Origin of the sequence: Arthrobacter sp. EM1, assembly GCF_029964055.1 — a bacterium.
Lineage (GTDB): Bacteria > Actinomycetota > Actinomycetes > Actinomycetales > Micrococcaceae > Arthrobacter.
Map to the genome: position 1 here is coordinate 382,228 of NZ_CP124836.1, position 19,664 is coordinate 401,891.

Here is a 19,664-nt window from a genome sequence, read left to right on the forward strand (position 1 = left end):
CCGGTGCACCGGGAGCTATTCGACGTAAGCGAACGCCGAATCGCCTATTTTCAGTCTATGGGGACCAATGTCTGATCAACTAGTGTTGCCGCGCCTTGACGTGGAAAACGTCGTCGGCGAGCAAAAAGGTGCCGTGCGTCGCCGCCAATGGGGTGCCGAAAAGCGTTCCGAGCCGCTTTCGATTGTTCACCCGCGGCCATCGCGCCGGAAGATAATCCTCGGGCGTTTGGGCATTCTCACCACAGTGCTTGCCTGGGTCACCTACGTCATTTCAACCATCCTGCGGGAACTGGCCGACAACCCGAATGCCGGGTTCAGGTTTCAAATTGAGACCGTCTCGTATCTGGTGGTCGTAACATTCCTGACATTTTCGGCACTAATGTACCTGATGGCCCGTCAGGGTGCCCTCTATCGATTCCGGGACCACACAAGAGTGCCGCGCGGAGAACTGGACCGCCATTTTTCGGACTACTCCGACGGCATTACGGTTCTGGTACCCTCGTACGCCGAGGAACCCCAGGTGGTGCGCGCAACGCTGTGGTCCGCCGCGTTACAGGAATTTCCGGCCCTTAAGGTTGTCCTTCTGGTCGACGATCCGCCCAACCCCCAGGACCCGGCAGACCTGGCCAAGCTCGACAAGACCCGTGCCCTCAGCGCAGAAATTTCCGCAGCCATGAGCGTCCCGGCGGGACGGTTCAACGCCGCCCTGGCGGACGTCCGACGCCGGGCCGCGGCGGATCGTGCCGACGACTCCGCTGAGCTGGCTTTGCTCATAGCTGAGTACGAGGCTGCCGCTGACTGGCTGGAAACAATGGCAGCGAACGAGCAGGTCGAGGATCACGTTGATGAGTTCTTCGTCGACCTTGTCCTGATGGGGCTGGCCCGTGAGTTGCGGCTCGTGCTGTTGGGCCTGAACGCGGCCATGGCGCAGCAGACGGCGCCGACCTGGTCGCGTCGTGAAGAGCTGTACCTGCGCCTGACGTGGATCTTCAACGTTTCCACCGAAACGTTCGAACGCAAGAAGTACGCGAGCCTCTCACACGAGGCGAACAAGGCCATGAACCTGAACGCCTATATCTCGCTGATGGGGCAGGCCTGGCGGGAGGAAGACACCGCCGACGGTGTAGTCCTGCGCAAGATCCAGGACGGCGCCGAACCTGACGGAACTGACCGGATCCTGGATTTCCCGAACACAACGTATCTCCTGACGCTCGACGCCGACTCGCTGCTGCTGCGTGACTACTGCCTGCGCCTGGTGTACTTCCTCGAATCAGCCGGTAACGAGCGTGTCGCCGTGACCCAGACCCCGTACTCTTCCTTTCGCGGCGCACCGACCCGGATCGAACGCGTCGCGGGGGCCACCACAGACCTGCAACACATCCTCCACCAGGGCATGACTTACTACGGTGCCACCTTCTGGGTGGGCGCCAACGCGGTAATCCGCAAGCGTGCCCTGGAGGACATTGTTGAGGTGGAAACCAACGGTGCCTTCGAAGTCAGAACCTATATCCAGGACCGCACGGTCATCGAAGACACCGAGTCCAGCATCGACCTGGGCCAGCACGGCTGGACCCTGGTGAACTACCCGGAGCGCCTCAGCTACAGCGCCACGCCACCTGACTTTGGTTCCTTGGTGGTCCAGCGCCGCCGCTGGGCCAACGGCGGACTCCTGATCCTTCCCAAGCTCTGGGCCCAGCTCCTCCAGAGCCGCTCGGACCGCCGCAAAATCCTGTTCCGGGAAGTGCTCCTGCGCGTGAATTACATGGCGTCGATCGCCTGGGCGAGCTTCGGGTTGCTTTTCCTGCTGGCCTATCCTTACGACAGCCGGCTGCTGAGCCCCATCGTCTTCCTTGCGGCCCTGCCCTACTTCCTGGCTATGGGCAGCGATCTGCGGGACTGCGGGCACCGCTTCAGTGACATCCTTCGGATCTACGGCTTCAACCTGGTGCTGCTTCCGGTGAACCTCGCCGGTGTGCTCAAATCGCTGCAGCAGGCAGTTACCGGGGACAAGATTCCGTTCGCCCGTACGCCCAAGGTCAAGGACCGCACGGCAGCTCCGGCCATCTATGTACTGACGCCCTACGCGATCGTCGCCTTCTCCCTGCTGACCGTCTGGCGTGATGCCCAACTGGGAAACTGGGGCAACGTGGCTTTCGCCTCGCTGAACGCCGTCTTGGCCGCCGGCGCAATCCGGGCCTACATCGGAGTGTTCAACTCCGTGGTGGACGTATTCCTCGGTATGGTCAACTGGCTGTATGTCAGTCCGCGGCCGAAGAATACGGGGGAGAGTCTTGTGGTTGAGAAGTCAGCCGAGGAAGTCGACTGGGAGTCCATTCTCTACCATGGCGACCGCCGGCTGAACAGGGACCTTCGCGGGTCCACGGACCGCCGGCGTCGAATTGCTGTCCGTTGAGCCTGGACGCCCTGGCCGGGCCTGAGGAGCGGGTTCCCCCTGAGCCCGCTGTCCTCGAGCTTCCGGAGTTGGCCGCGCCCGCGGGTGCCCCGATCGGCGTCCGCGTCATCGACGGCGGCATCCTCGAAATCGTGCTTCCCGCGAACGCGGAAATCGGCGGAGCCGAGGCGCGCGTCGCCGGATCCGCGGCCCGGCGACTGGCCAACGGCCGGCGCATGCCGGTGATGCTGGTCATCACGGGTGTGGTGGGAGTCAGTGTTGAGGCCCGGCACATCTACGCGAGCTCCATTGCTCCGTCCGCGTTCGCCGTCGTGGGGGTAAGCCCCGTGGACCGGGTCATTGCGCACTATCTCCTCCGATCCCCGGGCGAGACGATTCGGGCGGAGTTCTTTACGTCCGAAGCCGAAGCCGTCCAGTGGTTAGGGCAGTTCACCAGTGAAGCCTGATCGGCCGGACCCCCGGCTGCATACCCTCGTGGAGGGCATTGTGCGGATCGCCGGAGGGGACCTGAGTACCAGGATTCCGCACTCCGGCGCCAGGGATGACGTCGCCGCGGTCATCGCCGGAATTAACCTGATGGCTGATGACCTGCAGACCATCTACCAGGAACTCGAGGAACGCGTCGAAAGCCGGACGGCGATGCTTCGGGACGCCCAGGGCGAGCTGGAGCGGATGGCCCTGACCGATCCGCTGACCCAACTCGCGAACCGGACGGCGCTTAACTCGGTCCTGAGCCATGCGCTCGCTGAGACGACCCGTGGAGAACAACCGCCGGCGCTTCTGATTCTTGACCTTGATTCCTTCAAGGGCATTAACGACACGCTCGGTCACAGTGCCGGAGACGACGTTCTGCGGCTGATTGCACGCCGGTTGCAGAAAGCCGTTCGGGAAACGGACACTGTGGCGCGACTCGGCGGCGACGAGTTCGCGATTATGCTGCCCAAATCAACACTCGTTCGGGCCCGGCGGGTAGCCAACCGGATTCTCAAGGCGCTCAGTGAGAGCCTTGAAGTCGGGGATTTGCGGGTCACCTGCGGCACCAGCATCGGACTGCGGGTCGCCGAACCTGGCCAGTCAGTGGACGAGCTGGTCATGGAGGCGGACACCGCGATGTACGCGGCCAAGGCCCAGCCGCACAGCAGTATCAAGGTGTTTGAACCGGCGTTGCTCTACGCCCGGCGGCTGCAAAGCGTCATGATCACAGAAATGCGCGAGGCCATCCTCAAGGATCAGCTCACTCTCCACTACCAGCCCGTGGTGGAGCTCGCTACCGGAAGGATCGAAGGCGTCGAAGCGCTGGTGCGGTGGAACCATCCGGAGCGAGGGCTCCTGATGCCGGATCAGTTCATTCCGCTGGCCGAAGAGACGGGCATGATTGTCGATCTGGGCCGTTGGGTACTTCGGCACGCCGTGCAGCAGTTGCGGGACTGGCAACAGAATCTGAACTTGGACAGCAGTTTCAACGTCAGGGTAAATATCTCCACCACGGAGCTCCAGAATCTGGAGCTTATTGAACATGTCCGCGACATTCTCCGCGAGACGGGTGTGGATGCCGCGAACCTCATCGTGGAACTGACCGAGTCCATGGCGGTCAACGGCGGGGACGTGGACAAATACTCACTGAGCGGGCTGCGCCGGCTCGGCGTGCAGCTTGAGATCGACGATTTCGGTACCGGCTACTCTTCCATCAGCTATCTGCGGAAGCTGCCCGTCAACGTCGTCAAGATCGATAAGAGCCTGATCGACGGGCTGGGGGAGGACGAGGAACAGGGGAGCTTTGTAGGTGCCGTGTTGCACCTCATCCATGCCTGCGGCCTCAAGGCTGTTGCCGAGGGAATCGAGACGGCGAAGCAAGCGGAGATCCTCACCGCGCTGGGTTGTGCCAGTGGTCAGGGCTACTTCTTTAGCCGCCCGGTGCCTGCGGCGCAACTCGAGCCGCTGATTGAGCTGCCCGAGTAGCTGCCGGTTGGCCGGTGCCGGGAGGCGTTAAGCCAGGAACGGTGGTACCGGAGACGATCCCGGTACCACCGCGCGATGTTGCATTGACCCGGACTGGGGTCCTAGACGCCTGACGTGCCGTTCGGCCACCAGCCGACCTGCGGGCTTGTGGTGTTCGGCCACCAGCCGACCTGCGGGCTTGTGGTGTTCGATTTCGCGGCGGCGGAGGGGGTGTTGCCGTTCGGCCACCAGCCGACCTGCGGGCTTGTGGTGTTCGGCCACCAACCCACCTGCGGGCTTGTGGTGTTCGATTTCGCGGCGACAGTGGAGTCTTGGGCGGAATTGCTGCCGGCTGCCGAAACCACGGTGCCGGCGGACAGCCCTGCTGCGATCACTGCGCCGGCGACAAGGAATGTTGCGAGCTGCTTCTTCATGGAAACTCCTGAGGTTCAAGGGGCTGATGGGACTCATGGTGCGTAATTTGATTGTAGGGGTTACGACACGCCAGCAGCGAACAATAAGAGAGCCGGCAATGAATCTTGTGCTAACGGCGCGCACTTGAGCGAAACCTTTGTCAATCCTTAGTTTCCTATACTTGCGCGTTTTGGTCACACGCACGCCCTCGCCGACGGATAATTGATTTATGCAACACAACCCTGTCTCCGCGGCATACGTCGCCGCCGAGCTTGAGGCGCGCGAGCGCTGGGACAATCACGTTTTCGGCGAAGCTGCATCCAGCGCCCACACCGCGGCTACGATTGCGCGCCGGGACGGGGACCCGGAATCGTGGTGGAACATGACGTTTCTCCAGGCGGAGAGCCTGCTTGCGGCGGGCCAGTTCGAAGATTGCACGACTGTGGCGCATTCGCTGATTCTCCAGCCGGAGCTGATCAGCCCGCAGGCCAAGGCGCAGGTTCATATTCTTAAAGCCAAGGCGGGTCAAGGCTCGGGCCTCTTGGAGAGCGCGGTGGTGGAGGCCAGATTGGCCGCCGACCTGATGCAGGATGAAGCCGACCTCGAAATGCGCGTCAAGGCCCTGCAAGCGCTCGTTGGCGCGTTGGCTGACAGCGGGATGCTTGATGAAGCCTGGGCTGAATGCCTGAATTTGGCGGACGCAATTTCCGTCGAGGTAGACGATCAACTGGTTGGCAAGGCGTATTGGGTGATCGGCAACGTGGCCTTCCTCTGCAACAAAATCCAGGACGGACTTGATTTCCACGAACGAGCGGCTGCCACGTTCTCGCCGGCCAGGAATCTGGATGTCTGGGCGAAATTCAACAAGGCGTCGGCAGCGATGCGGCTTGCCGCCGACATCGCGGATGCGGACACCCTACGCTGCATTGAGCGTGCCGAGTTGGCCACCGACATTATTGGGGGCTCCGCCGAGGACCATATGCTACTCCGCCTCAACCGCGGCCATTGGAGTTACCTTGCCGGGGAGCCGGCGGCAGCCATCGGCGTCCTCGAGGGCGTTTGCGCGGAAGCGAACAGTACCCTCCCGCAGATCGTGGGCGAGGCCAGGCTGCTTCTGGGCCGGGCACATGCTGCGCTCGCGCAGCCCGGTAGGGCCAACGAGAACCTGCTGATGGCAGCCCATCAATTCGAAGCTGCGGGCGCCTCCCAGCGGGCCCAACTCGCTCGCGGATTCCTCTCAGCCGAGGAGTGAACCCGCCCTCGGGCCATCCAGCTGCCCGGGTGGACATGCCCTCCCGGTTCCAGCGCGAATGGACATAGTGCGATTGTGCCCAGCGATCCGGTGCAAGGCTGGACATGTCCCGCGGCCGAGTCGGCTAAGGCTGGACATGTCCCGCGGCCGAGTCGGCTAAGGCTGGACATGTCCCGCGGCTGAGTCGGCTAAGGCTGGACATGTCCCGTGGCCGGCGCGGGTGCGGAAACGCGTTTACGGACCAGGAACACGCCAGCTACTCCAGCCGCCAGGCTCAGTACCAACAGCACCCAGCCGGCGACGGTGAGGCTCGAGGCCAGTGCCACCTGGCCGGCGTCGAGCGTGTCTGCGGACATCATGGAGTCTATGGCCGAGTTGCCCCACAGCCGGACGGCGGCGAAAAGCACTGGCAGTGCCCACATTGCCCAGCGCAGCCCTCTCCGGGTCACGTTTGTACCAATGAGCAGCAGCCAGGTGAAGCCGAAGATCAACGGAAAGAGTGTGCCGGCCGTCTTATGGACGTAGTTCAGCTGTCCGCGGGCGTCCTCGTCCATTGCGGCGCGCAATTGCTCCACGAACCCCTGGTCGAAGCCCCCAACCAGGGAGTCTGGCATGGCGAGGCCATTGCTGAGCTGGGTGAGCTGGTTCAGTGTCAGGAGATGGAGGTACCAGAAGAGGAAAAGGCTCGCTACAACACCGGCAATGAGGATCAGAGTGCTGTTGCTCTGCGCCTTCTGCGGAGTCCGGCTGGTGCTTGGGTTGATCACCGACGGCAGCTGGTGCTGGGGGACGACTGCGTTGGTGCCGTGTTTCTTTATTCGCTGTGCGGGTGTCTTGGCCATGGCTCCATTATCGCCCCGGAATGACTGCGCAAGCGGGCGCCGGGCAAAGTACGGTCCGCCGGCTCGGCTGGCACGCCGCCTGTTCAGTGCCAGTGGCCACCGATAGGCTGGGCGCGTGACCGAACTAGGAAAACACCGGCTCGGCCGGCACAGTACAGCTGAACTCAATCCCGAACTTGATGACTACCAGCTCGCCGAGGCTCTTGCGCGGGAGGCTGGAAACCTCGCGCTGCTGATGCGCCAGGCCGGGCTGGAAGGCCGGCAAAAGACCTCGGTTTCCGACGTCGTCACGGCCGCGGACCACGCGGCCGAAGCCTACGTGCTCGAACAGCTCCAGCGCTGCCGGCCCGACGACGGCATCCTCGGCGAAGAGGGCTCGGCCGTGGCGGGTACCAGCGGCAGGACATGGGTGATCGACCCGGTCGACGGAACCTACAACTTCCTGAACGGCTCCACCTACTGGTGTTCTGCAATCGCGCTTAAGGATTCCTCCGGGGTGCTGCTCGGCGGGATTTTCCAGCCGGAGGCGGACAAGCTGTGGCTCGGAGGACGAGAGCGGTCGGCAACGCTTAACGGTGAACCGCTGACTACCTTTTGGCCCGGTGGGGTCCCCGGCGCCAGCCGCTCCGACACCCCGCTCTCCGAGCTTGGCGCTGCTACCTACATTCACCCCACCTGGCTGGCCGACCCGCTGTGCGCCATGCCGTGGCACGCCGCCGCGACCTCAGCTGCCGCACTGCGGATGTTTGGCTCCGGTTCCTGCGACCTCAGCCGGGTAGCCGACGGCGAACTGGGCTGCTGGTTCCAGCACAGCTGTCCGGAGTGGGATTGGCTACCCGGCCAGGCAATTGTCCTTGCGGCCGGGGGCGCTGCCGACGTCGTCCGGGTCAACGGATTGGACTGGTTCATCGCCGGCGGTTCAACGGCCGTGCGCCAACTCCGATCCGCCCTCGAATCCGGCGCCGTGTCATAGCCTCGGTCTGGTAGCTGCCGGGCCGGGAGGACATGCTCATTGTTCGGCGCGTGGTGTGGACACGGTGGCGTTATGTCCAGTGCTGGCGGGCAGGGGAGGGCATGTCCGCCAGGGCGGTTTTCCTACGACTGTTGGACATGCTCATTGTTGGGCGCGTGGTGTGGACATGCTCATTGTTGGGCGCGTGGTGTGGACATGGTGGCGTTATGTCCAATGCTGGCGGGCAGGGGAGGGCATGTCCGCCAGGGCGGACGCCGGTGTCAGCGGCACCGCCTAGACTTGTTAACACCATGGATATGTTGTTTGACCCTTACGCCGACGGACCCTTCGCTACTGCCTCGACGACGGCGGCGGGCACCAAAGTGCCTGCCGGGACGGGCCTGGCCGGGCGGGATCCCGCGGAAAGTGCCAAGCTCAACGGTGAACATCACGTCAACTTCGCCGGAGACGGAAACGGAGACCACCGGCAGCTTCCCGGCCCGGCAGAGCTCCTTGAAGGACTTAACCCGCAGCAGGAAGAGGCCGTAAAACACGCCGGCAGCGCCCTGTTGATCGTCGCCGGCGCCGGCTCGGGTAAAACCCGAGTGCTCAGCAACCGCATCGCCTACCTGATCGCCACCCGCCGCGCCCATCACGGCGAGATCCTGGCCATCACGTTCACCAACAAAGCTGCCGCCGAAATGCGGGAGCGGGTTGAAGCCCTGGTTGGCGGCCGGGCCAAAACGATGTGGGTTTCCACCTTCCACTCCTCCTGCGTCCGGATCCTGCGCCGCGAAGCCAAAAACGTCGGATTGAACTCCAACTTCTCCATTTACGATTCCGCCGACTCGCTGCGGCTGGTCACACTTGTGGCCAAGAACCTGGACCTGGATCCCAAGCGTTTTGCCCCCAAAGCCATCCAGCACAAGATCTCGGCGCTCAAAAACGAACTCATCGACGCGGACAGTTACTCCTCCGGCGCCAATCACAATGACCCCTTCGAGCAGGCCGTCGCCGAAGTCTTTAAGGGCTACACCCAGCGGCTGCGCCAGGCCAACGCCATGGATTTCGATGACCTGATCGCAGAGACGGTCTATATGTTCCGCGCCTTCCCTGCGCTCGCCGAGTCCTACCGGCGCCGCTTCCGACACGTCCTCGTAGACGAATACCAGGACACCAACCACGCCCAGTACGCCCTGGTGCGCGAAATCGTCGGCGAAGGCCCCGGCGCTGCCGAGCTGACCGTCGTCGGCGACTCGGACCAGTCCATCTACGCCTTCCGCGGCGCCGACATCCGCAACATCGTGGAGTTCGAGAAGGACTACCCCGACGCCCGCACCATCAAGCTGGAGCAGAACTACCGCTCCACCCAGACCATCCTCAGCGCCGCCAACTCGGTCATCTCGCGCAACCCCAATCGGCCGGAGAAGCGGCTCTGGACGGCAGAGGGCGACGGCGAGAAGATCGTCGGCTATGTCGGCGAGAACGAACACGACGAAGCCCAGTTCATCGCCAAGGAAATCGACCGGCTGCAGGATGAAGGCGATCTGCGCCCCGGCGACGTCGCGATCTTCTACCGCACCAACGCCCAGTCCCGCTCGATCGAAGACGTCCTGGTCCGCGTCGGACTTCCCTACAAGGTGGTCGGCGGCACCCGGTTCTACGAGCGCAAGGAAATCAAGGACGCTCTGGCCTACCTGCGGGTGCTGGTCAACCCGGATGACGACGTCAACCTGCGCCGGATCCTCAACGAGCCAAAACGCGGCATCGGCGACCGGGCCGAGGGTGCCGTGGCATCCCTCGCCCAGCGCGACCGAATCTCCTTTATGGCGGCCGCCCGCCGCGCCGACGAGGCCCCCGGCATGGCCACCCGCTCCGTCAACGCCGTGCAGGGCTTCGTAAAGCTCCTCGACGACCTCGCCGAGGTAGCGTCCGGCTCCGGTGCTGCCGCGGCACTTGAAGCCGTCCTGGAACAGACCGGCTACCTCGCCGGCCTGCGCTCCAGCAGCGACCCTCAGGATGAGTCGCGGGTGGAAAACCTCGCCGAACTCGTCGCCGTCGTGCGTGAATACGAACGCGACAACCCCGAGGGTTCGCTTGGTGCGTTCCTGGAAGGGGTCTCCCTCGTCGCTGACGCCGACCAGATTCCGGACGCGCCGGAGGGCAGCGCCGATCAGATGGCCGCCGCCGTCGCGGAAGCCAAACGGCTCGGAGTTGTCACCCTGATGACCCTGCACACCGCCAAGGGCCTGGAGTTCCCGGTGGTGTTCCTGACCGGCATGGAACACGGGCTGTTCCCGCACCAGCGCTCTGCCACCGACCCCAAGGAACTGGCCGAAGAACGCCGGCTGGCCTACGTTGGCCTGACCCGGGCGCGCAAACGCCTGTACCTGACCCGGTCCGAGGTCCGCAGCATGTGGGGCCAGAGCCAGTACAACCCCGCCAGCCAGTTCATCGAAGAAATCCCGGCCGACTTGGTGGAGTGGAAGCGTGAAGGCTCTACCCGCCAATCCGGCGGCTGGGGCAGCGGCGCAACCGTCGGCTCAAGCCGCTACGGTGGCTCATTCTGGGGTGCCGGCACCGCACGCGGGGCCGACGCAAGTACCTCAGCGGGTTTCAACGCGGACGTTCCGGCGGCCATTGTCAAAAACCGGGTGCAGCCGCAGAAGGAAATCGTCGCTGTGGGTGTGGGCGACAAGGTCAACCACACGAGCTTCGGCAACGGCACCGTGCTGGCCGTCGAAGGCTCGGGGGACAAGACCGTCGCGAAGGTGAAGTTCAGCATCGGTGAAAAACGGCTCCTGCTCCGTTACGCCCCGCTGACCAAGAGCGACGCCTAGGCATTATGGAGTTCATACGACGGACACTGTTGGGGATCACGGCCGGCCTTACCCTCGTGGCAGCCACGGCGTGTACCGTCACGCAGAAGGACCCGGACTACGTCCCGCCCGCGCCGCTGGCAGTTCTGGAGCAGCTCAAACAGGCCCCGCTCGCCGATGCGTCGAAGTACGCCGTCGGCCAGGACCTCCTCAGCTTCGTCTCGGCAGACCGAAACGTGGTCTGCTCCCTGACCTCGGCCAGGGGCGAGCACGTGAACCTGCCGTATGAGCAGAACGGCTACGCGGACAGCGCCAACAACAAGCTGGCCACCGTCCCGGTGGCGCACTGTGAGCTGGCTTCCTACCCCGCTCCGGAGGCCACGGACATTTCGGATACCTGCGGCGGAACCGGGCTCGGCTTCCTCGGCGGCGTCGCGTTGCTCACCCCGGGGCGCGCGGTCTACGGCGAATGCCGATCCGGTGTCACCGAGCAGGAAGCGGAGTTCGGCCCCCGCGGAACCCACACCGGTCCCATCTCCGAGCTTCCCGTCCTCGACGAGGGCAAGAACCTGGAGCGCAACGGGCTGCGATGCTCGGCCTACAACGGCGGTGTCGCCTGCGGAAACGTCTCAGCCGGCGTCGCCTTTTTTGTGTCGCGCGACCATTACGAACTGATCCACAACGCCGGCAAACAAGGCTCGCAGGGGCCCTTTGAAGCCCCAAAAACCCCGTAATCTAGGGGTTTTTCTACGCTTCATAGAATAGTGTCCTTACTCACATAAGGGGTACTCTGGGGCGGGCTGCTTCCCAGGAAGGGCTACAGTTCGAGAGGAGCATTGCGCCGTGTGGCTCGTTTCCAAGCTAGTCGCAGGGTGCGTTTATTCCGCAGCCCGGTAACCGCGATAACGTGGGGTCCGGCTGTACAGAAACTACTTCGACGTAGAAGGACACTAAACCGTGGACCTGTTTGAATACCAGGCGCGCGATATGTTCGAGGCGCACGGTGTACCCGTGCTTGCTGGCATCGTGGCGCATACCCCTGAAGAAGCAAAGGCAGCTGCCGAGAAAATCGGCGGCGTAACTGTCGTAAAGGCGCAGGTCAAGGCCGGAGGCCGCGGCAAGGCCGGCGGCGTTAAGGTCGCTAAGACCGCTGACGAGGCGTTTGAACACTCCACCAACATCCTCGGCATGGACATCAAGGGCCACACCGTTCACCGCGTGATGATCGCCCAAGGCGCTGACATCGCCGAGGAATACTACTTCTCTGTCCTGCTGGACCGGGCCAACCGCAACTACCTGGCCATGTGCTCGGTAGAAGGCGGCATGGAAATCGAGCAGCTCGCCGTTGAGCGCCCCGACGCCCTGGCCAAGATCTCGATCGACCCGGCCGTCGGCATCGACCAGGCCAAGGCCGACGAAATCGTCGCCGCTGCAGGTTTTGCCGAGGAACTGCGCGGCAAAGTCGCCGGCGTCATCCTCAAGCTCTGGGATGTCTTCAAAAAGGAAGACGCCACCCTTGTGGAGGTCAACCCGCTGGTGCTGACCGGAGCCGGCGACATCGTTGCCCTGGACGGCAAGGTCTCCCTCGACGAGAACGCCGGCTTCCGTCACCCCAAGCACTCGGCCCTTGAAGACAAGGACGCGGCTGATCCGCTCGAAGCCAAAGCCAAGGCGCAGGACCTCAACTACGTCAAGCTCGACGGCTCCGTGGGCATCATCGGCAACGGCGCAGGACTGGTTATGTCCACGCTCGACGTCGTTGCCTACGCCGGCGAGAACCACGGCAACGTCAAGCCGGCCAACTTCCTGGACATCGGCGGTGGAGCGTCCGCCGAGGTGATGGCAGCAGGCCTCGACGTTATCCTGGGGGACCCGCAGGTCAAGTCCGTTTTCGTCAACGTCTTCGGCGGCATCACCGCCTGTGACGCCGTCGCCAAGGGCATCGTCGGTGCCCTGGCCGAGCTGGGCCACTCCGCGAACAAGCCGCTGGTTGTCCGCCTCGACGGCAACAACGTCGAGGAAGGCCGCCGCATCCTGGCCGAGGCCAACCACCCGCTGGTTACCCTGGCAGCCACCATGGACGAGGGCGCCGATAAGGCCGCCGAGCTCGCCAACGCAGCGAAGTAAAGGGACTCGACTATGTCTATTTATCTGAATAAGGACTCCAAGGTCATCGTCCAGGGCATCACCGGCGGCGAAGGCACCAAGCACACCGCCCTGATGCTCAAGGCCGGCACCAATGTGGTCGGCGGTGTTAATGCCCGCAAGGCCGGCACCACTGTCGTCCACGGCGACACCGAGATCACCGTTTTTGGCACGGTCAAGGAAGCCATGGCCGAGACCGGCGCCGACGTTTCCATCGTCTTCGTGCCCCCGGCGTTCACCAAGGACGCCGTTGTTGAAGCCATCGAGGCCGGGATCGGCCTGGTCGTTGTTATCACCGAAGGCGTGCCGGTCCAGGACTCCGCCGAGTTCTGGGCACTGGCCCAGTCCAAGGTGGACGCCAACGGCAAGCAGGTCACCCGCATCATCGGACCGAACTGCCCCGGCATCATCACCCCGGGCGAGGCCCTCGTCGGCATCACCCCGGCCAACATCACTGGCAAGGGCCCCATCGGCCTCGTCTCCAAGTCGGGTACCCTGACGTACCAGATGATGTACGAACTGCGTGACCTGGGCTTCTCCACCGCCATCGGCATTGGCGGCGACCCGGTCATCGGCACCACCCACATCGATGCACTCGAAGCCTTCGAAGCCGACCCGGAGACCAAGGCGATCGTGATGATCGGCGAAATCGGCGGCGACGCCGAAGAGCGCGCCGCCGATTACATCAAGGCACACGTCACCAAGCCGGTTGTTGGCTACGTGGCCGGCTTCACCGCCCCGGAAGGCAAGACCATGGGCCACGCCGGCGCCATCGTCTCGGGCTCCGCGGGCACCGCCCAGGCCAAGCAGGAAGCCCTCGAGGCTGCGGGGGTCAAGGTCGGCAAGACGCCGTCCGAGACCGCCAAGCTCCTGCGCGAAGTCCTCGCGACCCTCTAGGGGCCAAGCACCACCAAGCACCACCACAACGCGGGGTCACCGACGGCCCGTCCCACTCGCTGGGACGGGGGCGGAGGTGGCCCCGCGTTGGTTGTTTGAGTTGTGCCTTATCCGGGGTCTCCGGCCAGAACCTCTTCGAGGCGTTCATAGCCTTCGGACATACCACCCTCCATCCCGGACTTCGCCATGCCGTCGCGCGCCTCCAGGCTGGGATAGACCGCGTGGCCGCTGAGCCGGGTGCGGCCGCCGCCAAGGTCTTCAAAGCTGAGGAATTCAATGCTCACCACGTCCGGGTAGCCGTCGAATTCGAAGGTTTGGATGGCGAAGTCGTTCTCCCGGACGGTGTGGAAGACGCCGCTGAAGCCGTACGCACTGCCGTCCGGCGCCGTGTGGGTGTAGCGGTAACTGCCGCCGGTCCTGAAGTCATAGTGGTCAATGCTCATGCTTACCCGCCGCGGCCCGAGCCACCGGGCGACGAGTTCGGGGTCCTGGTGCGCCCGGAAGACCTCGGAGACGGGAAAGTCGAAGTCGCGCCCAAAGTCGATGAAGGGCAGCCCGTCGGGGACTGTCAGAGTCAATGCGTTCCTCATGATGCGTCCTTTGCCTGTGTGCCGCTCGGTGCGGCGCGGGTTTTAAGCACGGCGTCAAGACCGCGAAACTGCCCCTCGCGGACCAGCCGGTACTGGTCGATCCATGCGGTGAGCACCTCCAGCCGTGCGGGGTTCAGATGCACAGGCCGGCGCTGGGCGTCACGGCTGCGCGTGACCAGCTGGGCCTGTTCGAGCACCTGGATGTGTTTGGAAACCGCTTGCTTGGTGATCGCAAAGGGTTCCGCCAATTCGTTCACGGTGGCCGGGCCGCGGCTGAGCCGGGCGATGATGCTGCGGCGGACGGGGTCGGCCAGCGCCAGGAAGGCTACGTCAAGCATGCCGTCGTCGTCGTTGTCCACGTGATGCACCACCTTCCGTCGATAATTTGTGTTTTGAACGCGCTTCGGCCTGGAGTCACTGGTAATCAACTATTTCGTTGATCAATCTATAGGTTGCTAACGCTACGCCTGGCGGACGGCTGCCGCAAGGGCCCGCCGCCGAGATTGAACAGCAGTGCCATCGCGTAAAATGGTTGGAATTTGGGCGTCTGCGGGAAGGTGCGCGAATGACGGCAACAACACGGCCACACCAGGTCAAACACCGGCGGGCACTCCGTACCGCCACCGTCATTTCCACCCTTGGCGGATTGCTCTTCGGCTATGACACGGGCGTCATCAACGGTGCCCTGCCTTATATGCAGGAGGACCTGGGCCTCACTCCGCTCACCGAGGGGCTGGTGACTTCCTCGCTGCTCGTTGGGGCCGCTTTCGGCGCCCTCTTTGGCGGGCGCCTGGCGGACCGCAACGGACGTCGCAAGATGATCATGGCGCTGGCCGTCATCTTCCTGATCGGCACCCTGGCCTGTACCTTCGCCCCGAACACCGAGGTGATGATCCTGGCCCGGTTTGTTCTCGGGCTTGCCGTCGGCGGCGCCTCCGTCACCGTGCCGGTGTACCTCGCCGAAGTCTCACCGAGCAACCAGCGCGGGCGGGTCGTCACCCGGAATGAATTGATGATTGTCACCGGGCAGCTGCTGGCTTTCATCTTCAACGCCTACCTCGGCGTCAGCTTCGGCGAATCCGGCGGGATCTGGCGCTGGATGCTCGTAATCGCTACGCTGCCGGCGATCGGTCTTTGGATCGGCATGAGCTTTATGCCCGAAAGCCCCCGCTGGCTGGCCTCGATGGGCAGCTTTGGCGAAACGCTCAGTGTGCTGCAGCGGGTCCGCTCCCAGTCCGAGGCCAGGGCAGAGTTCGAGGAAGTCAAAGCCATGGCCGTGGAGGACTACAAGTCCACGGTGGTTTCCTGGAAGGATCTCGGTGTCCCGTGGCTTCGGCGCATCTTTGTGGTGGGCCTCGGGCTCGCTGTCATCCAGCAGATTACTGGCGTGAATTCGATTATGTATTACGGCACCCAGGTCCTCGCCCAATCCGGCTTTGGCCGGGAGGCCGCTTTGACGGCGAACATTGCCAACGGAGTGATCTCCGTTGTGGCAACCTTCGTGGGGATCTGGCTGCTGGGCAAGGTGGGGCGGCGCAGGATGCTCATCACGGGCCAGCTCGGCACAACGGCGGCGCTGCTGCTGATCGGTTTCTGTTCGCTGGTCCTGCCCGAAGGTACCACCCGCGGCTTCGTGGTCCTCGCCCTGACCGTGACGTTCCTGGCCTTCCAGCAGGGCTCGATCTCGCCGGTCACCTGGCTGATGCTTTCCGAGATCTTCCCCCTGAAGATCCGGGGCCTAGGCATGGGCGCCTCGGTCTTTGTCCTGTGGAGCGTGAACTTCCTGGTGAGTTTTGGCTTCCCGCAACTCCTTGCCGCGATCGGGCTCGGGAACACCTTCTTCGTTTTTGCCGTGCTGGGCGTCGGCGCTATCGCCTTCGCCGCGAAGTACATTCCAGAGACCAAGGACAAGAGCCTGGAAGACCTTGAGCATCACTTCAAGCGGCTGGCCGCCAGGTAGCCAGCCGACGATTCGTGGCCGGCACCTTCGCCTGACCCCGCCCGGCACTGCCGCGGGGTGTGAGCTTGGCCGCCTCCGGGGCCCGCGGGGCCCTAGGTGGCTGCATGCAGCGTTGGCAGCGCCTGAACCAGGGGGGCCAGCTCCGGCACTTGTTGGGCGTCGGCCAGGGCCCGCTCCAACGTCTCGTCATGGCTTGGCCGGGCTTCCTCGAGCAGCGTGATGCCACTTGGGGTGAGCTCGGTGTAGATTCCCCGGCGGTCATCCGCGCACAGGATCCGAGTCAGCAGGCCCCGATCCTCCAGCCGGTTGACCAGACGTGTGGTGGCGCTGGCGCTCAACGCGCTGGCGCGGGCCAGTTGCTGCATTCTCATGTGCCAGCCGTCCTGCCGGCTGAGAGCTTCCAGCACGGTGTACTCGATAACGGAGAGGCCCGCCACCGACTGGAGGGACCGTTCCAGCTCCGCCTCAATCAGTCCGTGCAGGGCCGCCAGGGTCCGCCAGCCTTGTGCCCGGACCTCGACGGCGCCGTCCTTGATGCCCATCATTCTTCCCCTTTACATCTGCTGGCCTGGCCCCGAAAAGTCTCGGAGCACGGGCGGCATACCATTTAGTTGCTTGCGCGCTATAAATGCTTGTGCAACAATAAATAGCGCGTCTGCAACTAATAGCTTACGCCCCGCATATTCTTTCCGTACAGTTTTGAAGGAGCACGCCATGCCAATTGGCCTGATTGCACTCGCCCTCGGCGGGTTCGGGGTCGGACTCACCGAGTTCGTCATCATGGGACTGCTGCCGCAAGTGGCGGCGGACTTCCAGGTCAGCGAGGCCACCGCGGGCTGGCTGATCTCAGGCTACGCCCTCGCCGTCGTCGTTGGGGCGCTGGTCCTCACCGCCGCCGTGACGCGGTTCGAGCGCAAGCCGGTCCTGGCCGTTTTGATGGTGTTGTTCATTGCCGGCAATCTCGTCTCGGCGCTTGCACCCGACTACTGGACCATGATGATCGGCCGGATCATCGCCGCGCTGTCACACGGCGCGTTCTTCGGCATCGGCGCCGTGGTCGCCGCGAGCATGGTCGCGCCCAACAGGAAGGCCGGAGCCATCGCCATCATGTTCACCGGCCTGACCGCAGCCAACGTCCTCGGCGTGCCGTTCGGCACCATGCTGGGACAGGCCACCGGCTGGCGCTCCACCTTCTGGGCGATCACGGTCATCGGCATCATTTCCCTCGTAGGCATTCTGACGCTCGTCCCCGCGGCAGGGTCCGGGGACGCCGCCCCCGGCGGACTCCGCGGCGAACTCCGGGCCTTCCGCTCCGGCCAGGTCTGGCTCTCCATCTTCGTCACCATCCTCGGCTACGGCGGAATGTTCGGCGCCTTCACCTACATCGCCTTTACGCTCACCGAGGTCACCGGCTTCACCGCCACCACCGTCCCGTGGCTGCTTATCCTCTTCGGCGTCGGGCTCTTCATTGGCAACACCCTCGGCGGGAAGGCGGCCGACAAGAACGTGGACCGCACCCTGCTGGTGGCTCTCTCGGCACTGGTGCTGGTCCTTGTGGCCTTCGCCCTCACCTCCGCCAGCCAGCCGATGACCATCGTCTCCATGGTCCTGCTCGGCGGCTTCGGCTTCGCCACCGTTCCCGGGCTGCAGATGCGCGTGATGAAGTACGCGAGGACGGCTCCCACCCTGGCGTCCGGCGCCAACATCGGCGCCTTCAATGTTGGCAACGCACTCGGGGCCTGGCTCGGTGGCGTGACCATCACCGCCGGACTGGGCTACACGTCACCCATCTGGGCCGGCGCCGGAATCACACTGCTGGGCCTCGGTGTGATGGCATGTGCCGCGGCCGCGGCCGGGGCTAAGCGGAACAGCCGCGCGGGCCGGTCCGACGGCGGTCCGGCAGCCGGCGTCGGACGCCCGGGCGCCGCGGGCGTCGAGCTGCAGCGGGCCTAACGTGCCCGTCGGACGCGGAAGTTTAGGGGTCTCCGGCCGTCCCTGCGCCAACGCCTCGGGGCGCAGCGGGTCCGCCAGCGCCGCTGCGGTCCCGTCCGCAGCGATGCTGGTTGGGCCTGGTTCATTCTTCAAGCGGACCTGCCGGGACTAGGATTGCCGGATGACCAACAGATATCTCGTGTCCCGCAGCCGGTTCATCGCTGCCACTCCTGAAGCCATCTTCGAAGTGCTGGCCACACCCGCGCTGCACAGCGTGATCGACGGCTCAGGCACCGTCAAGGGGGCCCAGCCCCGCGGCCCCGAGCGGCTCGCGCTTGGTGCGAAGTTCGGGATGGAGATGAACATCAAACTGGACTACAAGATCCTGAACACGGTGTGCGAATTCGAGGAGGGCCGGCAGATCGCGTGGCGGCACTTTGGGGGCCACATCTGGCGTTACCTGCTGGAGCCCGCGACGGATGCCGCCGGGCGTCCGGGAACCCGCGTTACCGAACAATGGGACGCACGGGAGGTGCGCGCCAGGATTCTCCTGCGGCTGGCCGGCTACCTGCGCCGGCACCCGGCTAATATCGAGCAGACCCTCGCCAAGCTGGACGACTACCTGTCCTCCGGGCAGCGCCAAGCCGGCAATGCCGGGGTTTCCTGAGGCCAAGGCGGCGCAGCTAGCTGCCGCGCCGTCGGACGCCGGGACCCGCGGCGCCCGGCGGCGTCTGTAAGGTTGATGGCACGGGGAGCAAACGGCAAGACTAAAGGTGGGAACCGCGATGGGCCGCAGGACACTCGTTGACGACCTCGTCGACGGCCTGCTCGCCGACATCCTTGACGGCAAACTTCAGCCCCACGAAGCCATTCCGCCCGAAGCCGACATCGCCAAGTCCTACGACGTCAGCCGCCTCACGGTGCGCGAAGCGCTGAAGGCCCTGCGCGCGCAGAACATCCTCTACGTAAAAGCCGGCCGCGGAACCTTCGTCAATCCGTCCGACAACTGGACCGGGCTGGACGCAATCTTCAAGGCCGCCTCGCACGGCAACGGGGCGGAGCAGGTGGGTGCGGGCCTGATCGAGATGCGCCGCATGGTGGAAACCGGGGCCGCCGCGCTGGCGGCGGCACGCCACACTCCCGAGCATGCCAAACAGATGCGCGACTGCATCGCGGATATGAAACGCTTTCACGATTCCGGCGACCTGGACGCCTTTGTGGCGGCGGACATCGGCTTCCATGATGTTGTGCTGAAGGCCTCGGGCAATCCTTTTGTCTTGGCGCTGTTCGCCCAGCTGGGCCAGCTCCTCTACCTGAAGCGGCGCGAAACGTCAGCCGTCGAGGAGATTCAGCTGCATGCCATTGAGCACCACCAAAAGGTCATGGCGGGCATCCTTAGCGGCGACGCCGAACTGGCCCGCCGCAGCATGGACGAACACATGGACCAGACCTACCGGGACTACGAGCGCTACGTGAAAAGCGCGGTTTCCTGACCGAACGGCGGCTGCCA

General features: G+C 64.3%; 18 protein-coding genes. 13 read left to right on the forward strand and 5 right to left on the reverse strand.

Annotated elements, in window-relative coordinates; all coding sequences use genetic code 11:
• Positions 1-67 precede the first annotated feature (67 nt).
• Genes QI450_RS01810 through QI450_RS01820 form a run of 3 tightly spaced genes read left to right on the forward strand, consistent with a single transcriptional unit; the run spans position 68 to position 4,372 of the window.
• The gene (locus QI450_RS01810) at positions 68-2,413 is read left to right on the forward strand and encodes a glycosyltransferase family 2 protein (RefSeq protein ID WP_226776401.1); all 2,346 of its coding nucleotides are present in this window, start codon (positions 68-70) and stop codon (positions 2,411-2,413) included.
• Entirely contained in the window at positions 2,410-2,859 is a 450-nt protein-coding gene (locus QI450_RS01815) for a hypothetical protein (RefSeq protein ID WP_226776402.1), read from the forward strand. Before QI450_RS01810 ends, QI450_RS01815 begins: the two co-directional genes overlap by 4 nt.
• Positions 2,849-4,372 (forward strand): EAL domain-containing protein, encoded by a 1,524-nt coding sequence (locus QI450_RS01820; RefSeq protein WP_226776403.1) that lies wholly within the window; start codon positions 2,849-2,851, stop codon positions 4,370-4,372. Before QI450_RS01815 ends, QI450_RS01820 begins: the two co-directional genes overlap by 11 nt.
• Before the next feature lie 101 nt (positions 4,373-4,473).
• Here the strand turns inward: QI450_RS01820 and QI450_RS01825 are convergent, their stop codons facing one another.
• Complete coding sequence (locus QI450_RS01825; protein WP_226776404.1) at positions 4,474-4,785, reverse strand: hypothetical protein; 312 nt, start codon at positions 4,783-4,785, stop codon at positions 4,474-4,476.
• 209 nt (positions 4,786-4,994) lie between these two features.
• On the opposite strand from QI450_RS01825, the gene QI450_RS01830 reads away from it, so the two are divergent.
• Positions 4,995-6,017 (forward strand): hypothetical protein, encoded by a 1,023-nt coding sequence (locus QI450_RS01830; RefSeq protein ID WP_226776405.1) that lies wholly within the window; start codon positions 4,995-4,997, stop codon positions 6,015-6,017.
• 188 nt (positions 6,018-6,205) lie between these two features.
• Here the strand turns inward: QI450_RS01830 and QI450_RS01835 are convergent, their stop codons facing one another.
• Entirely contained in the window at positions 6,206-6,859 is a 654-nt protein-coding gene (locus QI450_RS01835; RefSeq protein ID WP_226776406.1) for a hypothetical protein, read from the reverse strand.
• A 115-nt stretch (positions 6,860-6,974) separates the two neighbouring features.
• Here QI450_RS01835 and QI450_RS01840 point away from each other — a divergent pair, with 115 nt between their 5' ends.
• The 5 genes from QI450_RS01840 to sucD all read left to right on the forward strand — a co-directional run bounded on the left by QI450_RS01840 (position 6,975) and on the right by sucD (position 13,672).
• Positions 6,975-7,832 carry an inositol monophosphatase family protein gene (locus tag QI450_RS01840; RefSeq protein ID WP_226776407.1) on the forward strand — a complete coding sequence of 286 codons (858 nt, stop codon included), beginning with the start codon at positions 6,975-6,977 and terminating at the stop codon, positions 7,830-7,832.
• 290 nt (positions 7,833-8,122) lie between these two features.
• Positions 8,123-10,651: a DNA helicase PcrA gene (pcrA, locus tag QI450_RS01845; RefSeq protein WP_226776408.1), complete on the forward strand. Its 2,529-nt coding sequence runs from the start codon at positions 8,123-8,125 to the stop codon at positions 10,649-10,651.
• Positions 10,652-10,656: 5 nt separating this feature from the next.
• Positions 10,657-11,364 carry a hypothetical protein gene (locus tag QI450_RS01850; RefSeq protein WP_226776409.1) on the forward strand — a complete coding sequence of 236 codons (708 nt, stop codon included), beginning with the start codon at positions 10,657-10,659 and terminating at the stop codon, positions 11,362-11,364.
• 223 nt (positions 11,365-11,587) lie between these two features.
• Positions 11,588-12,757 (forward strand): ADP-forming succinate--CoA ligase subunit beta, encoded by a 1,170-nt coding sequence (gene sucC / locus QI450_RS01855; RefSeq protein ID WP_226776410.1) that lies wholly within the window; start codon positions 11,588-11,590, stop codon positions 12,755-12,757.
• A 12-nt stretch (positions 12,758-12,769) separates the two neighbouring features.
• Positions 12,770-13,672, forward strand: coding sequence for a succinate--CoA ligase subunit alpha (sucD, locus tag QI450_RS01860; protein ID WP_226776411.1), 903 nt, complete (start codon positions 12,770-12,772; stop codon positions 13,670-13,672).
• A 107-nt stretch (positions 13,673-13,779) separates the two neighbouring features.
• Here sucD and QI450_RS01865 read toward each other — a convergent pair whose 3' ends face one another.
• Both QI450_RS01865 and QI450_RS01870 read right to left on the reverse strand, forming a co-directional pair.
• The gene (locus tag QI450_RS01865) at positions 13,780-14,262 is read right to left on the reverse strand and encodes an SRPBCC family protein (protein WP_226776412.1); all 483 of its coding nucleotides are present in this window, start codon (positions 14,260-14,262) and stop codon (positions 13,780-13,782) included.
• A complete protein-coding gene (locus QI450_RS01870; protein WP_226776461.1) occupies positions 14,259-14,600 on the reverse strand; it encodes a metalloregulator ArsR/SmtB family transcription factor in 342 nt (113 codons plus the stop codon). The genes QI450_RS01865 and QI450_RS01870 overlap by 4 nt, the downstream gene beginning before the upstream one ends.
• 227 nt (positions 14,601-14,827) lie before the next feature.
• On the opposite strand from QI450_RS01870, the gene QI450_RS01875 reads away from it, so the two are divergent.
• Positions 14,828-16,222 (forward strand): sugar porter family MFS transporter, encoded by a 1,395-nt coding sequence (locus tag QI450_RS01875; protein ID WP_226776413.1) that lies wholly within the window; start codon positions 14,828-14,830, stop codon positions 16,220-16,222.
• Positions 16,223-16,314: 92 nt separating this feature from the next.
• Here the strand turns inward: QI450_RS01875 and QI450_RS01880 are convergent, their stop codons facing one another.
• Complete coding sequence (locus QI450_RS01880; RefSeq protein WP_226776462.1) at positions 16,315-16,764, reverse strand: MarR family transcriptional regulator; 450 nt, start codon at positions 16,762-16,764, stop codon at positions 16,315-16,317.
• 172 nt (positions 16,765-16,936) lie between these two features.
• Between QI450_RS01880 and QI450_RS01885 the strand changes: the two genes are divergently transcribed.
• The 3 genes from QI450_RS01885 (at position 16,937) to QI450_RS01895 (ending at position 19,647) form a co-directional block, all read left to right on the forward strand.
• Complete coding sequence (locus QI450_RS01885; RefSeq protein ID WP_226776414.1) at positions 16,937-18,175, forward strand: MFS transporter; 1,239 nt, start codon at positions 16,937-16,939, stop codon at positions 18,173-18,175.
• Between the two features lie 160 nt (positions 18,176-18,335).
• The gene (locus QI450_RS01890; protein WP_226776415.1) at positions 18,336-18,821 is read left to right on the forward strand and encodes a polyketide cyclase / dehydrase and lipid transport; all 486 of its coding nucleotides are present in this window, start codon (positions 18,336-18,338) and stop codon (positions 18,819-18,821) included.
• Positions 18,822-18,939: 118 nt separating this feature from the next.
• On the forward strand, positions 18,940-19,647 hold the full coding sequence (locus tag QI450_RS01895) for a FadR/GntR family transcriptional regulator (RefSeq protein ID WP_282360097.1): 708 nt from the start codon (positions 18,940-18,942) through the stop codon (positions 19,645-19,647).
• Positions 19,648-19,664: the final 17 nt, after the last annotated feature.

Bases quoted from the DNA above. Each gene is read 5' to 3' on its own strand.
- QI450_RS01895 (WP_282360097.1), top strand. From the start codon at position 18,940: ATGGGCCGCAGGACACTCGTTGACGACCTCGTCGACGGCCTGCTCGCC.
- QI450_RS01890 (WP_226776415.1), top strand. From the start codon at position 18,336: ATGACCAACAGATATCTCGTGTCCCGCAGCCGGTTCATCGCTGCCACT.
- QI450_RS01825 (WP_226776404.1), bottom strand. From the start codon at position 4,785: ATGAAGAAGCAGCTCGCAACATTCCTTGTCGCCGGCGCAGTGATCGCA.
- QI450_RS01835 (WP_226776406.1), bottom strand. From the start codon at position 6,859: ATGGCCAAGACACCCGCACAGCGAATAAAGAAACACGGCACCAACGCA.
- QI450_RS01880 (WP_226776462.1), bottom strand. From the start codon at position 16,764: ATGGGCATCAAGGACGGCGCCGTCGAGGTCCGGGCACAAGGCTGGCGG.
- QI450_RS01850 (WP_226776409.1), top strand. From the start codon at position 10,657: ATGGAGTTCATACGACGGACACTGTTGGGGATCACGGCCGGCCTTACC.
- QI450_RS01830 (WP_226776405.1), top strand. From the start codon at position 4,995: ATGCAACACAACCCTGTCTCCGCGGCATACGTCGCCGCCGAGCTTGAG.
- QI450_RS01865 (WP_226776412.1), bottom strand. From the start codon at position 14,262: ATGAGGAACGCATTGACTCTGACAGTCCCCGACGGGCTGCCCTTCATC.
- QI450_RS01810 (WP_226776401.1), top strand. From the start codon at position 68: ATGTCTGATCAACTAGTGTTGCCGCGCCTTGACGTGGAAAACGTCGTC.
- QI450_RS01885 (WP_226776414.1), top strand. From the start codon at position 16,937: ATGCCAATTGGCCTGATTGCACTCGCCCTCGGCGGGTTCGGGGTCGGA.
- sucD (WP_226776411.1), top strand. From the start codon at position 12,770: ATGTCTATTTATCTGAATAAGGACTCCAAGGTCATCGTCCAGGGCATC.
- QI450_RS01870 (WP_226776461.1), bottom strand. From the start codon at position 14,600: ATGCTTGACGTAGCCTTCCTGGCGCTGGCCGACCCCGTCCGCCGCAGC.
- QI450_RS01875 (WP_226776413.1), top strand. From the start codon at position 14,828: ATGACGGCAACAACACGGCCACACCAGGTCAAACACCGGCGGGCACTC.
- pcrA (WP_226776408.1), top strand. From the start codon at position 8,123: ATGGATATGTTGTTTGACCCTTACGCCGACGGACCCTTCGCTACTGCC.